This window comes from Brevundimonas sp. (genome assembly GCF_016463485.1).
Taxonomy (GTDB): domain Bacteria; phylum Pseudomonadota; class Alphaproteobacteria; order Caulobacterales; family Caulobacteraceae; genus Brevundimonas.
Genome location: NZ_JAEMRD010000048.1, coordinates 1 through 21989 on the forward strand (window position 1 = coordinate 1; position 21989 = coordinate 21989).

The window sequence follows — 21989 nt, forward strand, 5'->3', positions numbered from 1 at the left end:
GCGTGGGGCCGTCGAATGAAGCTGTGGGGCTGAGGCCGGACGCGGCCTCGCATGAGGCGCGGCGACTATCAGAAGGCGGGCCCTGCGGCAACGGCGCACGACCGGGCGGGGGTGCGCCGCGCCTTGCGCGCATCCATATCAGCCCCTAATCGTTCCGCTTGAAGGACGCAGCCCCCTCAGGCCGCGCCGACGCCCATCTCAGGATATCCAGATTGCCGGCCCAGGTTCTCATCGTTCTGTTCGCCGTGATCGCGGCCATCGTGCTGTTCCAGCTGTACAATGTGCTGGGCAAACGGGTCGGCCGCCAGCCGCAGGAGGACGCCAAGACGCCCGCCCTGCCGTCCGGCGAGACCCCCCAGGCGCCGCGCCCGGCGCTGGATTCGATCACGATGCAGGCCATCTCGGGTCTGCGGGCTCGCGATCCGGCCTTCGATGCAGTCAAATTCCTCGACGGCTCGCGTCAGGCCTATGAGACCATCGTGCGGGGTTATGCCTCGGGCGACCGGGCCGCGCTGAAGCCTCTGCTGGCCCCGGCGGTGATGGAATCGTTCGAGCACGGCATCGCGGCGCGCGAAGTGCGCGGCGAGACCGAGCAGGTCGAGTTCCTGCATCCGCCCCGCGCCGATCTGGAAAGCGCCACGGTCGAGGGTGACCGCGCCATCGCCAAGGTCCGCTTCCTGGCCGAGATCCGCTCCAACATCGTCCCGCCCGAGGGCGAGGCCACGCCGGGCGCGCCGAGCGAGCCGCGGATCGAGGAACGTCGCACGGCCGAGCACTGGACGTTCGAGCGCACGCTTGGCGCGACCGATCCCAACTGGGTCCTGGCGCGGGTCGAACCCGCCAACGCCTGATGCGGCGCTCCGCCGTGCGGTCGATGCCGGGCCGGGCCCGGATCGGCCCAGGCCGGATCGGCATGCTGTGCGGCCTGCTGATGGTCGCCGCCTGTTCCACGACGCCCCCCTCTCCGTCAGCACCGCCGCCCGTGGTCACGCCGCAGGAGCCGGCCCCGGTGCCACCCGGACCTGTGCCTTACGAGACCCTGGCCGCCGATAGTCCGGCCGGCCTGCCGGGCTGGTCGCAGGAAGATCATCTGGCCGCCTTCATGGCCTATGCCGACGGGTGCCGTGCAGCCCGGCAGCCTGCCGCCATCGCCGCTTGCGACGAGGCCCAGGCGATCCGCCAGACCTCGAAGCCTGTGACCCCGGCGTTGGCCCGCAGCTTCTTCGAGCGCGGCTTTCGCGTCGAGGCGGCCCGGACGGCGGACGGCGGCCCTGGCCTGCTGACCAGCTATTTCGCGCCCGAGTATCCGGCCCGCCACACACAGGACGGCGATTTCGACATGCCGGTTCTGGCGCGACCGCTGGATCTGGAGAAGACGGCGTCCGGCGTGGTGCAGCGTCGGCCCGACGGCTCCACCGGCCCCTATGCCGACCGGGCGGCGATCGAGGCGGCGGCCGCAGCCGGGTCGCCGTCCGCCCCGGTCCTGGCCTGGATGAAGGCCGAAGACCTGTTCTTTCTGCAGATCCAGGGCTCGGGCTATCTGACGTTCGAGGACGGGGCGACGGCGCGCGCGGCCTATGCGGCCGACAACGGCCGCCCCTTCGCCGGCATCGCCCGACCCATGGCGGCGAAAGGCCTGCTGCCCGAGAACGGCACCTCCGGCGACGCCATCCGCGCCTGGCTGGCCGCGCACCGGGGGCGTGAGGCAAGGGCGATCACAGCCCTGAACCCCCGCTACATCTTCTTCGACCTCCAGCCCGATGACGGCGGTCACCCGGCCGGAGCGGCGGGGATTCCGCTCACCGCCCGCCGGTCCATCGCCGTCGATCCCGCCCACTGGACCTATGGCGACCTGGCCTGGATCGAGGCGGATGCGGGCAATCTGAATGGCGCCCCCCTTCTTGCAGGAGCCCGGGGGGGCTATCAAGGGCTGGTCGTGGCGCTGGACACCGGATCAGCAATCCGGGGGCCGGTTCGCGCCGATTTCTACATGGGGCGCGGCGAGGCGGCCGGTGCAGAGGCCGGAACCGTGCGGCATCCCTTGCGGATGTGGCGGCTGGTCCCGCGCTGATCCGCCGCGCCTGGGGCCGTCAAGGCGTCCGGCGGAGCGAATCCCGGCGAACGACGTTGACGTCGTATCGGGTCGCCGCCACGGCGCGCCGAACGGGAGCGGCCCTATGGAAGGTCTCATCGACTCGATCGGCGGCCTGCTGAACGGCCTGTTCGCCCTGGCCGCGGGTGGGTTCGACAGCGTCAACCAGGTGACCGGCCTGATCATCGCCCTGATCGCCGCCCTGATGATGGGCGGCTGGCGTGGTCTGGGCGGCAGCGCGCTGGGGGCCGTGATCGTCGACCGGCTGATCATGATGCTGCGGCCCATGCTGGACGGCGGCGCGCTGGTCCTGCCCGACATCATGACGCTGAGTTTCTGGATGACCTGTCTGGCCCTGTTCCTGGGCTATGCGATCGCTATCGCCATCTTCTTCTTCATCAAGACCCTGCTGACCGGCCGGGCCTTCCGCAGCCGGCGCTACGCCCACTGACCAAAAAAAGCCGGGCGTCGCGATCGCGACGCCCGGCTCAATCGCTTGTCAGATGTTGGGGTCTAGAAGTTGAAGCGGACCCCGATGTCGAAGCGGCGTCCGAACCGCTCCCACTCGATCGTGTAGATCGACTCGCGCGAGTAGCGACGGCCCGGATTGTTCAGCAGGTTGGAGGCGTCGAAATAGATTTCGGCGTGATCGTTGACCGCATAGCGCGCCGAATAGTCCAGCTCGTCGTCGGTGGCCCAGTAGGTGTTGCCGCCGTCGACGGCAGCGCCGTATGCGTCGAGCCACTCGGTGCGATAACGATAGTTCAGACGCGCCGACAGGCCGTACCGCTCGTAGTAGAGGCCGACGTTGTAGATCACGTCCGAGGTGTTGGGCAGGGAGACCTTCGAGCCGTCAGGCGCGGCCGCCTCCGAGGAATTCAGCGTCACGTTAGCCGACAGACCGAAGCCGCCGACCCAGTCGGGCAAGCCCAGCCGCTCGGAATAGGGCTCGATCTGCTGCTGCAGGGCGAGTTCCAGGCCGTAGATATAGCCGTCGCCGCCGTTGCCGATGGTGTTCAGCGTATAGCCGCTGCGGTCCACCCCACCCGAGTTCAGCACGTCCAGGCCGAAGGTCCTGGTGGTGCCGAACAGGACGTCCTCGACCTTCTTGTAGAAGACGCCGGCCATCGCGAAGCCCTGGGGCTGCATGTACCATTCCAGATAGGCGTCGACGCCGTAGGCGCGCTCGGGCTTGGCTTCCGGGTTGCCGCCCGAGACCGTCAGGTTGGAGTCGCTGAAGGTGAAGTTCGGGCGCAGCTGGTCGTAGTCCGGACGGGCGGCACCGGTGTTGAATGACACCCGCAGCTTCATCTCGTCGTTGACGTTATAGTTCACGTGCAGGCTGGGATAGACGAAGACCTCATCGTTTTCGACCTCGATGGGGGTGTTGACCCCGCCCAGGGCGACGATGGCCTCGCCAGTGTTGGTGATCTGTTCGACGCGGGCACCGCCCAGGATCGAACCCCAGTCATAGCCGACCCGCAGCATGCCGTAGGCCGAGGCGACCTGTTCGGTCACCTTGTAGTAGTTGGCCGTGACCGGGTTGTAGGGGAACAGGTTGGAGGCGCGGGCGATCTGGTCGCCCATGGCCTTCAGGTCGAAGTACCGGAAGGTATAGCCCATGGGCAGTTCGCCCTTGAACGGCGCATCGAGCGACACCGGCAGGAAGGTCGAGGACACCGCGGCCGTGGCGGCCTGGGCCGCCGTCAGCGACAGCTGGTTCTCGATCGATTCCTTGGTGCGGTCGTCGTACTGGAGGCCGAAGGTGAAGCGGGCGTCGCCTCCCATCAGGGCGAACTCGCGGTGGGCGTCGAACCGGGCCGTATAGGCCTCGGTCGTATCGACCGCGTCGAGCGAGGTCAGCGAGGTCAGGTTGCGCTGGAAGTCGTCGATATTGGTGACCCGCGCGCCCAGGCTGTAGCGCGTCGCCGTGCCCGTGCCGGTCGTGATCGTGCGGAACAGCTGTATGTTCTGGAAATCGACGTCGGCGAAGTTGTAGGCGATCGACGGACGCAGGTTGCGGGTCGACGGGCTCTCGTAGCGGGCCTCGCCGGTGACCGAACGGTCGTCGATGGCGCGGGTGAAGTTCAGGCGCCAGTCCGCGGTCCAGCCGCCGACCTCATGGTGACCGCCAAGGGTGTTGGTGAAGATCGACTGCTCGAACGCCCGCAGGGTGGCGCGCTGGTTGATGTCGATGCCGTAGACCACGCCGGTCAGGGAAGTGTTGCCGATGCAGGTGTCGGCATAGCCGGTGTTGGACACGATGCCGGTCAGCTGGACCGTGCAGGGGTTGCCGACCGGGCGCGGAGGGTTCGGAGCGTCGGCCTGGCGGTCGTCGGTATCGAAGATGTAGTTGTCGCGGGCTTCGTCGTCGGTGAAGGTGGTGAAGATGGACTGGAAGAACAGACGGTTCGTGTCGTTCGGCGCCCAGTCGATGCGGCCGGTGCGCGAATAGTTGCGGCGCGTCAGGCGATAGAGCTTGTTCTCGATCTCGCGGGCCCACAGCCGGTTGCCGGATGGCGTCGCACCGAAACCACCGGGCTGGATGTCCTGGGACACCAGCTCCCAGTCGATCTCGTAGTTGTCGGTGACCATGTTGCGTTCGTAGAAGCTGGCCGAAGCCAGCAGGCCGATCTCGCCCATGCCGGTGTCGAAGCGGGTCGAGGCCAGCAGATTGGCCTCATACTCCTTGCGGTCGCCCAGTTGGACCAGGCCGGCGCCCAGCTTTCCGGCCAGGTGCGGACCCTGATAGTCGAAGGCCGAACGGGTCACGATGTTGACGTTGCCGGAGATGGTCTCGCCGGTCATGTCGGGCGTCACGGCCTTGGCCACGATGATCTGGGCGGCGATGGCCGAGGGCAGGTTGTCGTAGCGGGTGTCGCGCCCTTCCGGGCTGACGATGCCGATGCCGTCGATCGACAGGGTCGTCCAGTTCTTGGGCGCGCCGCGCAGGGAGATGTAGCGGGGCTGGCCCTGGTCGGAATCGACCGCGGCGCCGGGCAGGCGGGCGACGGCCTGGGCGACGTTCTGGTCCGGCAGGCGGCCAACGGAGTCCGAGGCGGCGACGGTGACCAGGGAGTCCGACCGGCGCTGGATCAGCAGGGCGGCTGCCTCGGACTCGGCGATGGGGCGGCGGCCGGTCACCACGATGTCATCGACCGTGGATGTCGTGGGATCGGACGCGGTCTGGGCTTGGGCGCCGCCGGCCAGGGCCGAGGCGGCGATGCCGCCCAGCAGGGCGAGACGGAAGGACGGCTGGATAAAGCGATGCATGAGAACCCCCAAGGGCGCCGTCGGGGCACGGCGCGTTGGCGGCCCGACTATTGCGATCGCGTGTAGTCGGCACGACAGCGGTATGTCGGTTATGTGTAAGGCCAAGCCTGTGTGCGCAGAAGCACACCAAGGCAAAGCTTGAGGCGGCGAGGGTCGATCTCGGCCCCGGTATAACGCCGGCGCCCTTCGTCACGTGACGATCCGGAATTCTCTGGTAAGGCGAACCGGCGGCCGGTTGGTTCGCTGTTTGCAACACCTGCCGAGGCGCCGGGATCGCGCCTCGAAATGGGACGACGAAACGATGTTTCTCGAAGGCGAGGTCAACTGGGTGTGGGTGCTGGCGGTCGTCGCCGGCGTCATGACCCTGATCGCCGCCTATTCCACATGGTTCGCCCTGACCCACAGAAGCCGGGTCGTGACCACCACCGGCGAGCTGGACGTGGTCCAGAAGGTCGCCGAATCGGCCGACAAACGTCTGTTCGAGACCCTGAACGCCATCCCGGTCGCCATCGTCGAGACCGATACCCAAGGCAAGTTCGTCTTCGCCAACCGCGCCGCGCACCAGCTGATGGGGCGACGCGACGCCGAGCTGCTGGGCCTGCGGTTCCACTCGGCGACCTGGGGCATCACCTTCCCCGACGGCCGGCCGATCCCGCCCGACATGCTGCCCAGCGCCCGGGCCCTGCGCGGTCAGACGGTGCGGGGCTTCCAGCACATCCTGGCCAATCCGGCGACGCGGCGAAAGATGCTGGTCTCGGTCACCGCCATGCCGATCGAGAACGACATGGGCCAGATCGTCGGCTCTACCGCCGCCATCGTCGAGACCGACGGCCTGACCACGCCTGAACCGGTCGTCGCCGAAACCACCATCGATCCGGTCGCCGAGATCACCGGCCGGGTGTTCGAGGCGGCGTCCAGCGCTCTGGTGGTCGTCTCCCTGCAAGGCGAGATCCGGCTGGCCAACGGTCAGGCCCTGGACCGGATCGACGGCCAGCCCTGTATCGGCGCCGATTTCGCCGACCGGTTCGTGGCCCCCGTGGCCCGGGTCGAGGCGCGCCAGTCCCTGCGCGCCGCCCTGCGCGTCGGGCCGGGAGAGGCGGGGCCGCTGATGGTGCCCGGACCCGACGGCGTGGCGATGCGCTGGAACATCCTGCCGCTGGCGGGGCCCGACGGCGTGATCGAATCCCTGCTTCTGGCCGGTGAGGCCGTGCCGGCCGAGGTCGAGGCCGATGCAGCCTCCGAGGTCGCCGTCCCCGAGGCCGACGCCGTCGTCGCACAGGCCGTCCGCGACCGCGACGAAGCTCGCACCCGCGCCGAAGATGCTCTGGACCAGGCCCGCGCCGCCCGCGCCGAGGCCGACACCGCGGTGGCCGAGGCCGAGCGTCTGTCCGCCCTGTTGCATGCCGAAAGCGACGCCGGGCGGGGGCTAGAGACGGTCGGACGCATCACCGGCGACGTGGCCCGCGACTTCAATGCCCTGCTGGGGGTCATCACCTCGGCGCTCGACATGATCCTGAAACAGGCGGACGACGCCAACCGCGTGCGCCGCCTGGGCGAGGCGGCCCTGGCGGCCGGGCGTCGCGGCGAGGCCGTTACCCAGCGCCTGTCGGCCTTCGTCGAGACCAGCGAGAGCGAAGTTCGCACCCTGGACGCCGGCGTCCTGCTGCGCGCCATGGAGAGCCGGCTGCGCGCCCAGGCCGGACCAGGCATCGACCTGCTGGTCGAGGCGCCGTCCGGGCCCGCCCCGGCCCGGCTCGACCCCGTCGCCTTCGACGCCACGGTGCGCGCGCTGGTGACCAATGCGATCGAGGCGGTCGGCGGCACGGGCTCCGTCGCCGTGCGGCTGGAGATGACCGATCAGGGTCCCCGGCTCAGCGTCCGGGATACCGGCCCCGGCATGGACCGCGACGTCGCCGCCCGGGCCGTCGAACCCTTCTTCACCACCAAGACCGGCCAGGCCGGGCTGGGTCTGGCCCAGGCCGCCGCCTTCGCCCGTCAGTCCGGCGGTGCCCTTTCGATCGAGACCACGCCGGGCGAGGGCGCAGAGGTCGCGGTGTCCCTGGCCGACCCGCACGCGGCCTGACCGGCGTCAGACTCACTCTGGCATCAGACCGGGGGCGGCGGGCCGAACCTGCCGACGTTGTAGTCCTCGATCGCCTGAATGATCTCCTCGCGGGTGTTCATCACGAACGGCCCGTGGTGGAAGACCGGCTCTCCGATCGGCGCGGCATGGCCCAGCAGGATCACCGCATCGGACGCCGCCGCGATCCCCACCGCATCGCCGTCGTCGTTCAGCGTCACCAGATGCCACGGCTCGACCGACGCGCCACCCACGGACACCTGGCCCTTCACGACATAGAGGAAGACGTTGCGGCCCCGCGCGACCGGCGTGGTGAACGTCCCGCCGGGCTGGAACCGGACCACCGCCATCTGGACGTCGATCAGGGACTGGATCGGGGCTGTGGTCTCGCCCCACCGACCCGAGACGGCCTCGACCGTGACGCGGCCCTCGTCGGTCGTGAAGGTCGGAATGTCCCCGGCCTGGAGCCCGACATAGGCGGGTGGCGTCATCTTCAGCCGCGAAGGCAGATTGACCCAGAGCTGGAGGATTTCCATCGGCCCGCCGTCGCGCTTGAAACTGGCCGGCGAGAGTTCGGCATGGATCAGGCCCGATCCGGCCGTCATCCACTGGATGCCACCCGCGCGGATGATGCTCTCGCCCCCGCCGGAATCGTTGTGCGCCAACTCGCCCTCGAGGATGAAGGTGACGGTCTCGAACCCCCGATGCGGATGCGGCCCGAACGGCAGGCCGCGATTGTTCGGCGCATAGGTCTGGGGCCCGTGGTGGTTCAGGAACAGGAAGGGATCGACCTGGTCCAGGCCCGGTCCCGGCAGGGGGCGGCGCGTGATCAGGTCGCCGATGTCGTCGCGGACGGCCTGATGCCGGCGGGCGACGGTGCGGGGGGTCAGGGATGTCATCCGCAACATCTAATGTGCCGGATCAAGCCTCGCCAGCGGCTTCCAGCGCGTTTCGAGGGTGCCACCGGCCGCCCTGAGGGTGACGAACGCCGCGCCAGACGCTAGACGCTGCCGACCATGTCCCATTCCGACCTGCCCCAGCTTGAACTTGACCTGATCAATGCGATCGGCGGCGCGACCACCGTGGCCGAGGTGGAGGCCGTGCGCGTCTCCGCCCTGGGCAAGACCGGCGTCATCTCCGGCCTGTTGAAGGGGATGGGGGCGATGAGCCCCGACGAGCGCCGCGAACAGGGGCCGGTCATCAACGGCCTGCGCGACCGGGTCGCCTCGGCCATCGCCGCCAGGAAGGCCGAGCTGGAGGCCGCCGAGCTGGACGCGCGGCTGCTGTCGGAGCGTATCGACCTGACCCTGCCGTCGCGGCCTCGCCGAAAGGGCGCGGTCCATCCGACCATGCAGGTGATGGACGAGATGGTCGCCATCTTCGCCGCCATGGGCTTCGCCGTCGCCGAAGGGCCCGACATCGAGGACGATTTCCACAATTTCACCGCGCTGAACTTTCCGCCCAAACATCCGGCGCGGGAAATGCACGACACCTTCTTCCTGAGGCCCGATCCCGAGACGGGCGAGCGCAAGGTGCTACGGACCCATACGTCGCCCGTGCAGGTCCGCACCATGATGTCCCAGACGCCGCCGATCCGCATCATCGCGCCCGGCCGGACCTTCCGTAAGGATTCCGACGCCACCCACACCCCGATGTTCCATCAGGTCGAGGGTCTGGTGATCGATCGCGACATCCACATGGGACACCTGAAGACGACCCTGCAGACCTTCATCGCCCGCTTCTTCGAACTCGATGCCGTGGATGCGCGGTTCCGCCCGCACCACTTTCCCTTCACCGAGCCCTCGGCCGAGATGGACATCCGCTGCGACCGCTCGGGCGGCCAGCTGAAGTTCAACGAGGGCGACGACTGGCTGGAAATCCTCGGCTGCGGGATGGTGCATCCCAATGTGCTGAGAAACTGCGGCATCGACCCCGACGTGTATCAGGGCTTCGCCTTCGGCATGGGCGTCGATCGCCTGGCCATGCTGAAATACGGGATGCCCGACCTGCGCCCCATGTTCGAGGCCGACACCCGGTGGCTGGCCCACTACGGCTTCTCCGCCTTTTCCGCCCCCAATCCCGCCTCCGGCCTGAGCTGATCGTCATGACCCAGAACCCCCTCCACGACGAAGTCCTCGGCCGCGAACAGGTCGCCCGCACGACCTTCGAGAAGGAAGCGATCTGGCTGCCCCTGCTGGGCGTCCAGCACCTGAATGCAGGCGAGTCGGTCATCCGCGGCAAGACCTTCACCGACTGCGTGATCCAGGGTCCGGCCGTGATCGCGGCCATGGGCGGGGTGTCGCTGGAAGGCTGCAACCTGGGAGCCACGACCAATCCCAGAAGCCTGATGCTGCGGCCGCTGGGCGATCACATCATCGGGGCGATCGGCTTGGTGGATTGCCGTTTCGTGCGCTGCAAGTTCGTCCAGATCGGCTTCACGGGACCCGAGGCCGTGCTCGATGATCTGGCGGCCGGCCTGACCGGCCTGTCCACCGAAGGGACCGGCGCATGACCCCGGGTTTCCAATTCGCCGCCTATGGTGCCGGTCCGATCTACACGGGTCAGCGGATCTGGCTGCCGCTGCTGATGCACGAGGTCGCGCTGGGCGGTGCCTCGGTGATCGAGGGCCGGACCTTCATCGACTGCGAGCTTCACGGCCCCGCCGTGATCGTGCCGGTCTCGGGCTGCGACTTCGCAGGCTGCAACCTGGGTTCGGCTGACGGCGACATGGCCAATCTGATGCTGCAACCCCTCGGGCCGACCAAGATCACCGGCTGCATCCCGTTCCGCGACTGCCGATTCGAGCGGTGCGGGTTCTTCTCGGTCGCCTATACGGGCGCTCCAGACTTCCTCGACGGCCTGCGCGGCATCGGGGTGCAGCCGTGAAGTTCACGCTCGCCTGGCTGAAAGACCATCTGGAGACCACCGCCGACGCCGCCCAGGTCGCCGACGCCATGACCATGGCGGGGCTGGAGGTCGAGCACGTCACCGATCCCACCGTCGCCCTGGCGCCGTTCACGGTGGCCCGGATCGTCTCGGCCGAACGCCATCCCAACGCCGACCGGCTGCAGGTCTGTCAGGTCGAGACCGTCGACGGGATGAAGGAGATTGTCTGCGGCGCCCCCAATGCGCGCGCCGGCCTGACCACCATCTATGCCCCCATCGGCGCCTGGGTGCCCGGCCTCGGCGTCACCCTGGTCGAGAAGCCGGTGCGCGGCGTGGTGTCCAACGGGATGCTGTGCTCGGCGTCCGAACTGCAACTGGCCGACGACAGCGACGGGATCCAGGAACTGCCGCCGGAAATTCCCGTCGGAACCCCGGTCGCCCAGCTGTTCGGGGCCGATCCGGTCATCGATTTCGAGGTGACGCCGAACCGTCCCGACTGGCTGGGCGTCGCCGGGATCGCGCGCGATCTGGCGGCGACCGGTCTGGGCAAGCTCAAGCATTTCGACATCGCCATGGTGCGCGGGGCGTTCGCCTCGCCGATCTCGGTGAGGATCGAGGCCCCCGGGATGTGCCCGGTGTTCGCCGGGCGGCTGATCCGGGGCGTCACCAATGGCCCGTCGCCCGAGTGGCTGAAGCGGCGGCTGGAGAGTATCGGCCTGCGCTCGATCAACCGGCTGGTCGATGTGACCAATCTGATCGCCTACGACCGCTGCCGCCCCCTGCACGTCTATGATGCGAAGAAGCTGGTGGGGTCGGAGATCGTGGTCCGCGCGGGACAGCTGTCCGCCGGCGCCGCCCACATCGCCGAGGGCACGCCCGAACATCTGATCGCGCTCGACGGCAAGACCTATACGGTCGATCCCGGCATGTGCGTCATCGCCGACGCGGGCGGCGAACGTCCCATCGGACTGGGCGGCGTCATGGGCGGTGAGTCCACAGGCTGTTCCGACGAGACCACCGACGTCTTCGTCGAGAGCGCCTGGTTCGATCCGATCGTGACGGCCCAGACCGGCCGGACCCTGACGATCAACTCCGATGCCCAGTACCGGTTCGCGCGGGGCGTCGATCCGGCCTCTGTGGTGCCGGGGCTGGAACTGGCCACCCGACTGATCCTCGACCTGTGCGGTGGCGAGCCGTCGGAGATCGTGCTGGCCGGTGAGCATCCGGCCAATCCACCCGCCTTCGACTTCGATCCCGACTATGTGACGCGGCTGTCGGGTCTTGACCTCGCCCACGACCGCATCGGCACCATCCTGGGCCAGCTCGGCTTCCTCATCACGGCCGGAGAGACCGCCGGGACCTGGACCGTGACCCCGCCGTCCTTCCGCCGCGACGTCGACGGCCCTGCCGATCTGGTCGAAGAGGTGGCGCGCATCGAGGGCTTCGACGCCCTGCCCGACACCCCCCTGCCCGACCAGACGCCGTCGTCGAAGGGCGTGCTGTCGCCACGTCAGTCACGCGTGCGGCTGGCGCGTCGCGCCCTGGCCGCCGCCGGTTATGCCGAGGCCGTCACCTGGTCCTTCACCAAACAATCGACGGCGTCCCTGTTCGGCGGGGGTGACGATCGTCTGGTGCTCGAGAACCCGATCGCGGCTGACCTCGACTGCATGCGACCCTCGGCCCTGCCCAACCTGATCCAGGCGGCGGCGAGGAACGCCGCGCGCGGCCACGCGGATGCCGCCCTGTTCGAGATAGGACCCATCTATCTGAGCGACCAGCCGGACGGGCAGCGCACCGTGATCGCCGGCCTGATCGCGCCCTCGCCCGCGCGTCACTGGAGTGGCGACGCCGAGGACGCCCTGTTCGGCCTCAAGGGCGACCTGATGGCGTTGCTGGAGCAGATCGGCGCGCCGGTCGGCTCGCTGCAGCTGGTTCAGGGCCAGAACCGCGACTGGTGGCATCCCGGCCGCTCGGCGCGGCTGCAGCTCGGCCCGAAGACCGTGATCGCCGAGTTCGGCGCGGTGCATCCGCGCGTGCTCAAGGCGCTGGATGCCGACGGCCCCATGCTGGCGTTCGAGATCGTGCTGGACAGTGTTCCGGAACCCAAGGCGAAATCCAAGACGCGCGGTTCGGCCAGCCTGTCGTCCCTGATGCCCCTGACCCGCGACTTTGCCTTCGTGGTCGAGGACGGCCGTGCGGCGGGCGATCTGGTCAAGGCGGCGGCAGGCGCGGACAAGGCGCTGATCGCCGAGGTGCGGGTGTTCGACGTCTATCGCGGCACAGGCGTGCCGGAGGGGTTCAAGTCGGTGGCGCTGGAAGTCGTGATCCAGCCTCAGGCTGCGACCCTGACCGAGGCCGAGATCGAGGCCCTGTCGGCACGGGTCGTGGCGGCGGTGGAGAAACTGGGTGGCAAGCTGAGGGGCTGACCCTCAGACCACCCCCCGCGCCCTCAGGTCCGCGATCTCATCGGCCGACAGACCCAGCCCGCCCAGCACCGCCTCCGTGTGCTGACCCAGCACCGGCGGGGCGTGGCGGTATTCAACGGGGGTGCCCGACATCCGCAAGGGGCTGGCGACGCCGGGCGCCGTGCCGCCGGCCTCGTGAGCCATCTCGACCCGCAGGGCGCGCGCCCGCACCTGGGGGTCGTCGAAGACCTCGCCGATGAGGTTGATTGGGCCGCAAGGCACCCCGACAGCCTCGAGCGCCTCGACCCAGGCTTGAGTCGCCCGCAGCGGGGTCAGGGCCTCGATCAGGGGGACCAGCACCTCGCGGTTCGCCACCCGCGCCGGATTGGTCGCATAGGCCGCATCGACCCCCCATTCGGCATGGCCCAGAACCCCGGCGAAGGCGCGGAACTGGCTGTCGTTGCCGACCGCCACGATCATGAAGCCGTCGGCCGTGGGAAACTCCTGATACGGAACGATGTTCGGATGGGTGTTGCCCATCCGACCGGGCGACACCCCAGAGACCAGGAAGTTCGACGCCTGGTTGGCCAGACAGGCCACCTCGACGTCCAGCAGGGCCAGGTCGATATGCTGGCCCTCACCGGTGCGTTCGCGCGCGGTCAGCGCAGCCAGCACCCCGACCACGCCGTACAGGCCGGTCAGCAGATCGACCACCGCCACGCCCGCCCGCTGGGGCCGCCCGTCCTTGGGTCCGGTTATGCTCATCAACCCGCCCATGCCTTGCAGCAGCAGGTCGTAACCCGGTCGCGCCGCATAGGGTCCGGTCTGGCCGAAGCCCGTGATCGAGCAATAGATCAACCGTGGATTCACGCCCCTGAGACTGTCGTAGTCGAGGCCGTATTTGGCCAGTCCCCCGACCTTGTAGTTCTCGATCAATATGTCCGACTGCGCGGCCAGCCGACGCACCAGGGCCTGGCCCTCCGACTTGGTGAAGTCGATCGTCACCGAGGTCTTGTTGCGGTTGGCGGCCAGATAATAGGCCGCCTGATCGGTCGGTTCGCCCGCGCCGTCGGCCAGCCAGGGCGGGCCCCATTTGCGGGTGTCGTCGCCCTCGCCCGGCCGTTCGACCTTGATGACCTCCGCCCCCAGATCGCCCAGAACCTGGGACGCCCAGGGCCCGGCCAGGATGCGCGACAGGTCCAGCACCCTGACACCCGCCAGGGCACCGCCCGCCGTCTTCTCACCGTCCGCCATCGTCGTCTCCGTCATCGCCATGGTCTCGCACGACAGGCCGCCGCGTGGAACCTTTGGCGCCGATCGCCGTCCTGGGGCATTAGGGAACCATGAGCCGCATGACTGCCCTTCCCGATGGAACCCTGATCCCCGTTCTCGGCCAGGGGACGTGGGAGATCGGCGACAGTCTGAGGACCGGCGACGCAGAACAGGCCGCCCTGTCGCGCGGCCTCGACCTGGGGCTGAGCCTGATCGACACCGCCGAACTGTACGGCAACGGCGCGTCCGAGCGGCTGGTCGGCGAGGTCATCCAGGGCCGTCGCGACGAGGTCTTCCTGGTCTCCAAGGTCCGGCCCGAGAACGCCGGCGAGATGTCGATGATGCTGGCCTGCGAACGCAGCCTGGAACGGCTCGGGGTCGATCGGCTGGACCTGTATCTGCTGCACTGGGAAAGCCGCCACCCGATGGACGAGATCATCGCCGGGTTCGAGGAACTGGTCGATGAGGGTCTGATCGCGCGCTGGGGCGTGTCCAACCTCGACATCCGGGCCATGACCATCATGGAGGGCATCGACGGCGCCGAACACTGCCAGACCAATCAGGTCCTCTATCACCTGGGATCGCGCGGCGTGGAGTTCGACCTGCTGCCGTGGATGCAGGAGCGGACGATGCCGCTGATGGCCTATTCGCCGCTGGGACGGGGCGAGTTGCTGGAACATCCCGCCCTGATCGCCGTCGCCGATCGCCACGGCGCGACCCCCGCCCAGATCGCCCTGGCCGCCCTGATGCTGCGCGAGGGGGTCGTCCTGATCCCCAAGGCGTCCACGATCGCCCACGTCGAGGACAATGCCGCCGCGCTCGAAATTCAGCTGGACGGCGAGGACCTCGAGGCCCTCGATCGCGCGTTTCCGCCGCCCACCAGCGAACAGCCGCTCGACATCATCTGACGCGATTCGCCTGACGCGAGAACCTGTACGAAAGGCACAGGTTTCGTTCAGATCGCGTTCATTCGATGAACGTCATTCCTCGTCCTGCCGGTAATCATCGGTCCTGGGGGGAACCAGGGAAAACAGCATCGGTCAGGCGAAGGGCGTCGTTGGGGGACAACGCCCGAACCGCTTGATTGAGGGGCCGGCGCCCACACGCCGGCTCCATGAGCGGCGGCCTTGTCGGGGGACGGGGCCGCCGCTTTTATTTCTCCTCCCCGTTCGCCGCTTGGCGAATGGGGAGGTGGATCCGAGCTCTTGCGAGGAGACGGAGGGGGCGACTCGGTCTGTCCGACCAAATCAGAAAGCCCCCACCTCAAGCAGCGTGTCTCCCCCTCCGTCACGGCCCTGAAAAAGGGCCGCGCCACCTCCCCATGCTGCGCACGGGGAGGAGATTCGGCGTCTAAGCCGCGGCCTTCTGCGCGCCCTCGAAGTTGCCGTAGAAGGTCTCACCCTTGGCCGCCATGTCGCGCAGCAGTTGGGGCACCTTGAACCGGTCGCCGTAGGTTGCGGTCAGCCGGTCGCAGGTCTCGACGAACCTGGCCAACCCCGTCTGGTCGATCAGGGTGATCGGCCCGCCGGTCCAGGGCGCGAAGCCCCAGCCCAGGATGGCGCCCAGATCGGCCTCGCGCGGATCGTCGATGACGCCCTCTTCCCAGCAGCGCGCGACCTCGACGGCCTGGCGATACAGCAGGCGGGTCTTCAGCTCGTCGATCTGGGCGAAGGCGCCGGGCTCTTCCGGACCGTCGATGCCCTTGGTGGTCGGGGCCAGTTCGGCGAGGCCCGGCCAGATCGTCTTGGGCTTGGAGGCATAGTCATAGAAGCCTAGGCCGTTCTTGCGACCGAACCGTCCGCCCTCGACCATCTTGGCCACGATGTCGGCACCCTCGGCCGGCGTATAGGCGTCGCCGAGATCGAGCGCCGTCTGTTTGGCGATCTTGTAGGACAGGTCCAGCGCGACGTCGTCGTGCATCTCCAGCGGGCCGCGCGGCATGCCGGTCATCCGACCGATGTTGTCGATGAGGGCCGGGGCATAGCCCTCCTCCAGCATCGCCATGCCTTCCATCAGGAAGGTGGAGAAGCAGCGCGAGGTGTAGAAGCCACGGCTGTCGTTGACGACGATCGGCGTCTTCTTGATCTTGAGGATGTAGTCCAGCGTCTTGGCGATCGCCGCCTGGCCGGTCCTCTCGCCCAGGATGACCTCGACCAGCATCATCTTGTCGACGGGCGAGAAGAAGTGGATGCCGATGAAGTCCTCGGGGCGGACCGAGGCCTCGGCCAGACCGGTGATCGGCAGGGTCGAGGTGTTGGAGCCGAAGATGGCACCGGGCTCCAGCTGAGCCTCGGCACGCTTCGTCACTTCGGCCTTGATCTCACGGTTCTCGAACACGGCCTCGATGACCAGATCCGAGCCCTTGATGTGCTCATAGTCGGTGGTGGCAGTGACGGAGGCCAGCAGGGCGTCGAACTTGTCCTGGGTAATCTGGCCGCGCGACAGGCGCTTCTTCAACAGTTCCTCGACATGGGCCTTGCCCTTGTCGGCGGCGTCCTGGGTCTGATCGATCAGGATGGTTTCGATCCCGGCCAGGGCCTGCACATAGGCGATGCCGGCACCCATCATGCCGGCACCCAGGACCGTGACCTTCTTGGGGTCCGACTTGGGCACACCGGCGGGGCGGACGGCCCCCTTGTCCAGTTCCTGTTTCGACAGAAACAGGGAGCGGATCATGCCCTGGGCCTGGGGCGTCATCAGGGTCTTGATGAAGTAGCGGGTCTCGATGCGCAAGGCCGCATCCATCGGCACCTGCATGCCCTCATAGACGGCGCTCATCAGGTTGGTCGCGGCGGGATAGTTGCCATAGGTCTGTTTGCGGATCATCGCATTGCCGACGATGAAATTCTGGACGCCGACAGGGTGGTAGGGACCACCACCGGGCAGTTTGAAGGACTTGTCGTCCCACGGCTGGACGGCCTTGCCGCCACCCTTGATCCAGGCCTTGGCGGCCTCGACCTCGGTGCCGACGGGGACGACTTCATGGATGAAGCCTGCGCCCTTGGCGTCGTTGGGGCGGAAGGACTTGCCCTCGGTCATGGCCATCATCGCCGCCTGGACGCCGATCAGGCGCGGCAGGCGCTGGGTGCCGCCACCACCGGGGAACAGGCCGACCTTGATCTCGGGCAGGCCGAGCTGAATCTTGGGGCTGTCGCCGACGACGCGGTAATGACAGGCTAGGGTCAGTTCCAGACCGCCGCCGAGCGCAAGGCCGTTGATGGCGGCCGCCACGGGCTTGCCGCAGGTTTCCAGCGCGCGCAGGGCCCCGTTCAGCTTCCAGCCGGCGTCATAGGCCTCTTGAAGCGAGCCGCCCGCCAGCATGCCACCGGCCATGTCACCCAGGTCGGCACCGGCGCAGAAGCCGGAGGCCTTGCCCGAGGTCAGGACCACGCCCTTGATGGCGTCGTCAGTCTTCACCCGCTCGACCCACTCCGGGATTTCCTTCATCACGCCACTGGTCAGGGTATTCATCGAGCGTCCGGGGACGTCGAAGGTGATCAGGGCGATGCCGTCGGCGTCGACGTCGATCTTGAAGTTTTCCATGGTCGTGATCCTCAGACGCGTTCGATGACGGTGGCGGTGCCCATGCCGCCGCCGATGCACAGGGTAATCAGGGCGGTGGACTGGTTCGACCGCTCCAGCTCGTCCAGGGCGATACCGGTGATCATGGCACCCGTCGCTCCCAGCGGGTGGCCCATCGAGATACCGCCACCATTCACGTTCATCTTCGCGTGGTCGATGTCGAGGGCCTGCATGTAGCGCAGCACGACGGCGGCGAAGGCCTCGTTCAGTTCCCACAGGTCGATGTCGGCCGTGGTCATGCCCAGCTTGCCGAGCAGCTTGCGCGTCACATATTCCGGCCCGGTCAGCATGATCGAGGGCTCCGACCCGATCGAGGCCCCGCCCAGGATCTTGGCCCGCGGCTTCAGGCCCAGGGCCTTGCCGGCCTCGAGCGTGCCGATCAGGACGCCCGCCGATCCATCGACGATGCCCGACGAATTGCCCGGCGTGTGGACGTGGTTGACGCGCTCGACCTCGGGGTAGCGCTGGCCGATCACGGCGTCGAAGGCCATCTCGCCCATCATGGCGAAGGAGGGGTTCAGGCCACCCAGGGACTGCATGTCGGTGGTCGGACGGATGGTCTCGTCATGGTCCAGCCGGACCAGACCCAGCTGATCCTTTACCGCCACCACCGATTTCGAGAACCGGCCCTCGGCCCAGGCGCGGGCGGCGCGCTTGTGGCTCTCGACCGCATAGGCGTCGACGTCGTCGCGCGAGAATCCGTATTTGGTGGCGATCATGTCGGCCGAGACGCCCTGAGGCGCGAAATAGGCCGCGATGGCCGCCGAGGGGTCGATCGGCCAGGCGCCGCCGTCCGAGCTCATGGGCACTCGGCTCATGGCCTCGATACCGCCGCCGACGGCGAAATCGGCCTCGCCGGATTTCACCTTGGCGGTGGCCATGTTCACGGCTTCCAGGCCCGAGGCACAGAAGCGGTTGACCTGCACGCCCGCCGTCGTCTGGGCCCAGCCGGCCGCCAGCACGGCGGTGCGGGCGATATCGGCGCCCTGTTCCCCGATCGGGGTCACGCAGCCCAGGATGACGTCGTCGACCCTGGACGTATCCAGGTCGTTGCGGTCGCGCAGCGCCTCCAGCACCTGCGAGGCCAGGCTAAGCGCCGTGATCTCGTGCAGGGATCCGTCCTTCTTGCCCTTTCCGCGCGGGGTGCGAACGGCGTCGTAGATATAGGCGTCGGCCATGAGGGTGCGTCTCCAATAAGGACGGGTGGCAGCGTGGTCGCCACAAACCCTACGTTTACGTCAACGTCAAGTAAGAAGCGTCAGACGTCGAACCGCACCCCTTGGGCCAGCGGCAGCTCCGCCGAGAAATTCACTGTCTGCGTCTGGCGGCGCATATAGGTTTTCCAGGCGTCGGAGCCCGATTCCCGCCCGCCGCCGGTGTCCTTTTCGCCGCCGAAGGCCCCGCCGATCTCTGCGCCACTGGGGCCGATGTTGACGTTGGCGATGCCGCAGTCCGAACCCCAGGCCGACAGGAAGGCCTCGGCCTCACGCACCGAGTCGGTGAAGACGCAGGAACTCAGCCCTTGCGGCACCGCATTTTGCATCTCGACGGCCTCGTCGAAAGTCTTCCAGGTCATGACATAGAGGATCGGCGAGAAGGTCTCGTGGCGGACGACATCCGTCTGACCCGGCATCCGCACGATGGCGGGCCGGACGTAGATGCCCGGCGACCGGGGCCGGGTCCCGCCGACCAGCACCTCGCCACCCTGATTTTCCGCCTGCCTCAGGGCGTCGTCGAAGGCCGCGCCGGCATCCTCATCGATCAGCGGCCCGACCAGAACGCCCGCATCGCGCGGATCGCCGCAGGGCAGGGTCTCATAGGCCTTGACCAGCCGCTCCAGCAGGGCCGGGGCCACGTCCTCGTGGACCAACAGGCGGCGCAGGGTCGTGCATCGCTGACCGGCCGTGCCGACGGCGGAAAAGGCGATGGCCCGCACCGCCATCTCCAGATCGGCGGACGGCGTCACGATCATGGCGTTGTTGCCGCCGAGTTCCAGAAGTGACCGACCCAGCCGCCCGGCCACCACGGTCGCCACCGCCCTGCCCATCCGTGTCGAGCCGGTCGCCGACACCAGCGCCACGCGCGGGTCGGCCGCAAGGGTCTCGCCGACGCCCCGCTCTCCGATCAACAGTTGCGCCAGCCCATCGGGCGCATCGCCAAATCTCGCCACGGCCCGGTCGAACACCGCCTGTACAGCCAGCGCCGTCATCGGCGTCTTTTCCGACGGCTTCCAGATCACCGGATCGCCGCAGACGAGGGCCAGCGCCGCGTTCCACGCCCAGACCGCGACCGGAAAGTTGAAGGCCGTGATGATCGCCACCGGCCCCAGCGGCTGCCAGGTCTCGCGCATATGATGGCCGGGCCGTTCGCTGGGCAGGGTCAGGCCGTACAGCTGGCGCGACAGGCCGACGGCGAAGTCGCAGATGTCGATCATCTCCTGCACCTCGCCCAGGCCCTCGGACACGACCTTGCCGGCCTCCAGGGTGACCAGCAGAGCCAGGTCGTCCTTCGACGCCCTCAGTTCCTCGCCCAGCAGCCGGACCAGTTCGCCGCGCCGGGGTGCGGGCACGCGCCGCCAAGCCAGGAAGGCCTGGGCTGACCGATCGATCGCGACCTGAACCGCGTCAGGCGTCGCAACGGCCAGCGTCCCCGCCTCCGACCCGTCGATCGGTGAGCGCGCGACGATACCGTGCTCCCGCCACACCCTGTCCGGAACGTCCAGGCGTGAAAGGATTGCGCGTGCTTGGGTGACGGCGGGGATCGGGTCGGTCATCGGGGCTCTCTCATCTGACCTCGGCTCTAGCGCGATCGTCGAGGGAGATGAAACCTCCCCCTCCCCCGCTCATCCCGGCGAAAGCCGGGACCCAGTGCTTTGGGCGATTGATGGGTCCTATTCCTCTGCCGATCGAAATCCCGGACACCGTGCCTCACTTAAGAACTGGGTCCCGGCTTTCGCCGGGATGAGCGGAGATGGAGACATGACGTGATCCAGCTCAGCCGACGCGCCGTCGCGGGCGACAAGGAACCGTCACCGTTCGGCCGGGTTCTGACGCACACCCCCTTTCAAGGAGACGATCGATGCGAATTCGCGATGTGATGAGCAAGGATGTCCAGGTCGCCCGGCCGACCGACAGCCTGCGCGAGGTGGCGGCCCGGATGGGTGCCGGCGATTTCGGCTTCATCCCCGTCGCCGACGGCGACAAGCTGGTCGGTGCCATCACCGATCGCGACATCGCCATCCGGGCGGTCGGCGCAGGCCTCGGCCCCGAGGCGACGGTGAGCCAGGCCATGAGCTCGACCGTGACCACCGTGCTCGATTCCGACCCGCTCCAGGCCGCGCTCGACGCCATGGCCGCCGGCAAGATCCGCCGCCTGCCCGTCGTCGACAAGCACGAGCGCCTGGTCGGCGTCGTCTCGCTGGGCGACCTGTCCACCCGGGTGAAGGAGAAATACGCGGGCGAGACCCTGGAAACGATTTCCCGCCCCAACTGAGGCCATGAGGGGGCGTTCTCCGCGCTGGTAAATGCCCCCTTAACCCTGTCCGCGCGACACTCGCGGCTCGACCCTTTCGGAGAGCCGCGTTTCGTATGTCCGCCGTCATGATCATCGGCAATCGCGCCTGGCTAAGCGCCCGTGTCCTGTGGGACGCGCCCTTCATGGTGCGGTTCCGGGGCGTGCTTCAGGCCCTGCTGGCGACCCTGCTGGCGGTGGCGCTGGTGTCGTGGAATCCGGCCGACCCAAGTTTCAACGCGTCCTCGGGCGCGCCGGCGACCAACTGGCTTGGTGACAACGGGGCCCTGTTCGCCGATCTGGCCATGCAGTCGCTGGGCTTGGCCGCCTGGCCCATGACCGCCCTGCTGATCGCCTTCGGTCTGGCCCACGCGATCGGCGAAGCGATTCAGCAAAGGCTGAAGCCCACGCCGCTGAAGGCCCTGTCGGCGACCGGCGGCGTCCTGATGCTGTCGGCCGCTCTGTCGGCCCTGGCCGCCCCCGCCGCCTGGCCCCTCGCCGCCGGCATGGGCGGCCTGTGGGGCGATGCGGTGTCCGGCGTGACCATCGGCGGCCTGACCGCCCTGCGCATTCCCGGTGCCGCGATCATCGTCGGTCTACTGTTCGCCGGGTTGGGCCTGTGGGCGACGGGATACGCCGTGGGCCTGCGCATTTCGGATTTCGGCGAGGCGACCGCCTGGGCCTCGGGCCTTCGTCGCCGGCCTGCCCCGCCAGCGGCCGTTCCCGCGCGCAAGCCCCGTGCGCCGCGCGCCGCGCCGACCGCCGCGCCCCTGATCATGCCCGAGGTCGAGCCTGAGCTTTCGACCCGGTCGCGAGCTCCGGTCGAGGAGCCCCCTCTGGACGACGCCGACGCATCGCCGCCCTGGGAAGACCCCGCGCCCTATGCGCC

17 protein-coding genes are annotated in these 21989 nt (G+C 68.3%); 11 read left to right on the forward strand and 6 right to left on the reverse strand.

Going from position 1 to position 21989, the window contains the following annotated elements:
• The first annotated feature begins 212 nt into the window (after positions 1–212).
• The 3 genes from timA to JHC99_RS08965 all read left to right on the forward strand — a co-directional run bounded on the left by timA (position 213) and on the right by JHC99_RS08965 (position 2543).
• Positions 213–851 carry a TIM44-related membrane protein TimA gene (gene timA / locus JHC99_RS08955; protein ID WP_292153507.1) on the forward strand — a complete coding sequence of 213 codons (639 nt, stop codon included), beginning with the start codon at positions 213–215 and terminating at the stop codon, positions 849–851.
• A gap of 62 nt (positions 852–913) precedes the next feature.
• Positions 914–2071, forward strand: a complete 1158-nt coding sequence (locus JHC99_RS08960; RefSeq protein ID WP_292153531.1) for an MltA domain-containing protein — start codon at positions 914–916, stop codon at positions 2069–2071.
• Positions 2072–2177: 106 nt separating this feature from the next.
• Entirely contained in the window at positions 2178–2543 is a 366-nt protein-coding gene (locus tag JHC99_RS08965; protein WP_292153508.1) for a hypothetical protein, read from the forward strand.
• A 62-nt stretch (positions 2544–2605) separates the two neighbouring features.
• Here the strand turns inward: JHC99_RS08965 and JHC99_RS08970 are convergent, their stop codons facing one another.
• A complete protein-coding gene (locus JHC99_RS08970; RefSeq protein ID WP_292153510.1) occupies positions 2606–5365 on the reverse strand; it encodes a TonB-dependent receptor in 2760 nt (919 codons plus the stop codon).
• Between the two features lie 301 nt (positions 5366–5666).
• Between JHC99_RS08970 and JHC99_RS08975 the strand changes: the two genes are divergently transcribed.
• Positions 5667–7448, forward strand: a complete 1782-nt coding sequence (locus JHC99_RS08975) for an ATP-binding protein (RefSeq protein WP_292153512.1) — start codon at positions 5667–5669, stop codon at positions 7446–7448.
• Between the two features lie 23 nt (positions 7449–7471).
• On the opposite strand, the gene JHC99_RS08980 is transcribed toward JHC99_RS08975, so the two are convergent.
• Complete coding sequence (locus tag JHC99_RS08980) at positions 7472–8344, reverse strand: pirin family protein (protein WP_292153513.1); 873 nt, start codon at positions 8342–8344, stop codon at positions 7472–7474.
• A 117-nt stretch (positions 8345–8461) separates the two neighbouring features.
• On the opposite strand from JHC99_RS08980, the gene pheS reads away from it, so the two are divergent.
• Genes pheS through pheT form a run of 4 tightly spaced genes read left to right on the forward strand, consistent with a single transcriptional unit; the run spans position 8462 to position 12757 of the window.
• Entirely contained in the window at positions 8462–9544 is a 1083-nt protein-coding gene (gene pheS, locus JHC99_RS08985; protein ID WP_292153515.1) for a phenylalanine--tRNA ligase subunit alpha, read from the forward strand.
• 5 nt (positions 9545–9549) lie between these two features.
• A complete protein-coding gene (locus tag JHC99_RS08990) occupies positions 9550–9957 on the forward strand; it encodes a hypothetical protein (protein WP_292153517.1) in 408 nt (135 codons plus the stop codon).
• Complete coding sequence (locus JHC99_RS08995; RefSeq protein ID WP_271145628.1) at positions 9954–10331, forward strand: hypothetical protein; 378 nt, start codon at positions 9954–9956, stop codon at positions 10329–10331. The genes JHC99_RS08990 and JHC99_RS08995 overlap by 4 nt, the downstream gene beginning before the upstream one ends.
• Positions 10328–12757, forward strand: a complete 2430-nt coding sequence (pheT, locus tag JHC99_RS09000; RefSeq protein WP_292153520.1) for a phenylalanine--tRNA ligase subunit beta — start codon at positions 10328–10330, stop codon at positions 12755–12757. Before JHC99_RS08995 ends, pheT begins: the two co-directional genes overlap by 4 nt.
• A 3-nt stretch (positions 12758–12760) precedes the next feature.
• On the opposite strand, the gene JHC99_RS09005 is transcribed toward pheT, so the two are convergent.
• Entirely contained in the window at positions 12761–14005 is a 1245-nt protein-coding gene (locus tag JHC99_RS09005; RefSeq protein WP_292153522.1) for a CaiB/BaiF CoA-transferase family protein, read from the reverse strand.
• An 83-nt stretch (positions 14006–14088) separates the two neighbouring features.
• On the opposite strand from JHC99_RS09005, the gene JHC99_RS09010 reads away from it, so the two are divergent.
• Entirely contained in the window at positions 14089–14916 is an 828-nt protein-coding gene (locus JHC99_RS09010; protein ID WP_292153524.1) for an aldo/keto reductase, read from the forward strand.
• Positions 14917–15358: 442 nt separating this feature from the next.
• Here JHC99_RS09010 and JHC99_RS09015 read toward each other — a convergent pair whose 3' ends face one another.
• The 3 genes from JHC99_RS09015 to JHC99_RS09025 all read right to left on the reverse strand — a co-directional run bounded on the left by JHC99_RS09015 (position 15359) and on the right by JHC99_RS09025 (position 20363).
• A complete protein-coding gene (locus JHC99_RS09015) occupies positions 15359–17551 on the reverse strand; it encodes a 3-hydroxyacyl-CoA dehydrogenase NAD-binding domain-containing protein (RefSeq protein ID WP_292153526.1) in 2193 nt (730 codons plus the stop codon).
• Positions 17552–17562: 11 nt separating this feature from the next.
• On the reverse strand, positions 17563–18768 hold the full coding sequence (locus JHC99_RS09020) for an acetyl-CoA C-acetyltransferase (protein ID WP_271145633.1): 1206 nt from the start codon (positions 18766–18768) through the stop codon (positions 17563–17565).
• A gap of 80 nt (positions 18769–18848) precedes the next feature.
• Complete coding sequence (locus tag JHC99_RS09025; protein WP_292153528.1) at positions 18849–20363, reverse strand: aldehyde dehydrogenase family protein; 1515 nt, start codon at positions 20361–20363, stop codon at positions 18849–18851.
• 305 nt (positions 20364–20668) lie between these two features.
• On the opposite strand from JHC99_RS09025, the gene JHC99_RS09030 reads away from it, so the two are divergent.
• A complete protein-coding gene (locus JHC99_RS09030) occupies positions 20669–21082 on the forward strand; it encodes a CBS domain-containing protein (RefSeq protein WP_271145635.1) in 414 nt (137 codons plus the stop codon).
• 95 nt (positions 21083–21177) lie between these two features.
• Positions 21178–21989, forward strand: an 812-nt coding sequence (locus JHC99_RS09035) for a DNA translocase FtsK 4TM domain-containing protein (protein ID WP_292153529.1), incomplete at its 3' end; no start/stop codon positions are given.

Bases quoted from the DNA above. Each gene is read 5' to 3' on its own strand.
- JHC99_RS09010 (WP_292153524.1), top strand. From the start codon at position 14,089: ATGACTGCCCTTCCCGATGGAACCCTGATCCCCGTTCTCGGCCAGGGG.
- JHC99_RS08970 (WP_292153510.1), bottom strand. From the start codon at position 5,365: ATGCATCGCTTTATCCAGCCGTCCTTCCGTCTCGCCCTGCTGGGCGGC.
- pheS (WP_292153515.1), top strand. From the start codon at position 8,462: ATGTCCCATTCCGACCTGCCCCAGCTTGAACTTGACCTGATCAATGCG.
- JHC99_RS08980 (WP_292153513.1), bottom strand. From the start codon at position 8,344: ATGACATCCCTGACCCCCCGCACCGTCGCCCGCCGGCATCAGGCCGTC.
- JHC99_RS08995 (WP_271145628.1), top strand. From the start codon at position 9,954: ATGACCCCGGGTTTCCAATTCGCCGCCTATGGTGCCGGTCCGATCTAC.
- JHC99_RS08990 (WP_292153517.1), top strand. From the start codon at position 9,550: ATGACCCAGAACCCCCTCCACGACGAAGTCCTCGGCCGCGAACAGGTC.
- JHC99_RS09015 (WP_292153526.1), bottom strand. From the start codon at position 17,551: ATGGAAAACTTCAAGATCGACGTCGACGCCGACGGCATCGCCCTGATC.
- JHC99_RS08975 (WP_292153512.1), top strand. From the start codon at position 5,667: ATGTTTCTCGAAGGCGAGGTCAACTGGGTGTGGGTGCTGGCGGTCGTC.
- JHC99_RS08965 (WP_292153508.1), top strand. From the start codon at position 2,178: ATGGAAGGTCTCATCGACTCGATCGGCGGCCTGCTGAACGGCCTGTTC.
- JHC99_RS09020 (WP_271145633.1), bottom strand. From the start codon at position 18,768: ATGGCCGACGCCTATATCTACGACGCCGTTCGCACCCCGCGCGGAAAG.
- JHC99_RS09025 (WP_292153528.1), bottom strand. From the start codon at position 20,363: ATGACCGACCCGATCCCCGCCGTCACCCAAGCACGCGCAATCCTTTCA.
- JHC99_RS08960 (WP_292153531.1), top strand. From the start codon at position 914: ATGCTGTGCGGCCTGCTGATGGTCGCCGCCTGTTCCACGACGCCCCCC.
- JHC99_RS09030 (WP_271145635.1), top strand. From the start codon at position 20,669: ATGCGAATTCGCGATGTGATGAGCAAGGATGTCCAGGTCGCCCGGCCG.
- JHC99_RS09005 (WP_292153522.1), bottom strand. From the start codon at position 14,005: ATGACGGAGACGACGATGGCGGACGGTGAGAAGACGGCGGGCGGTGCC.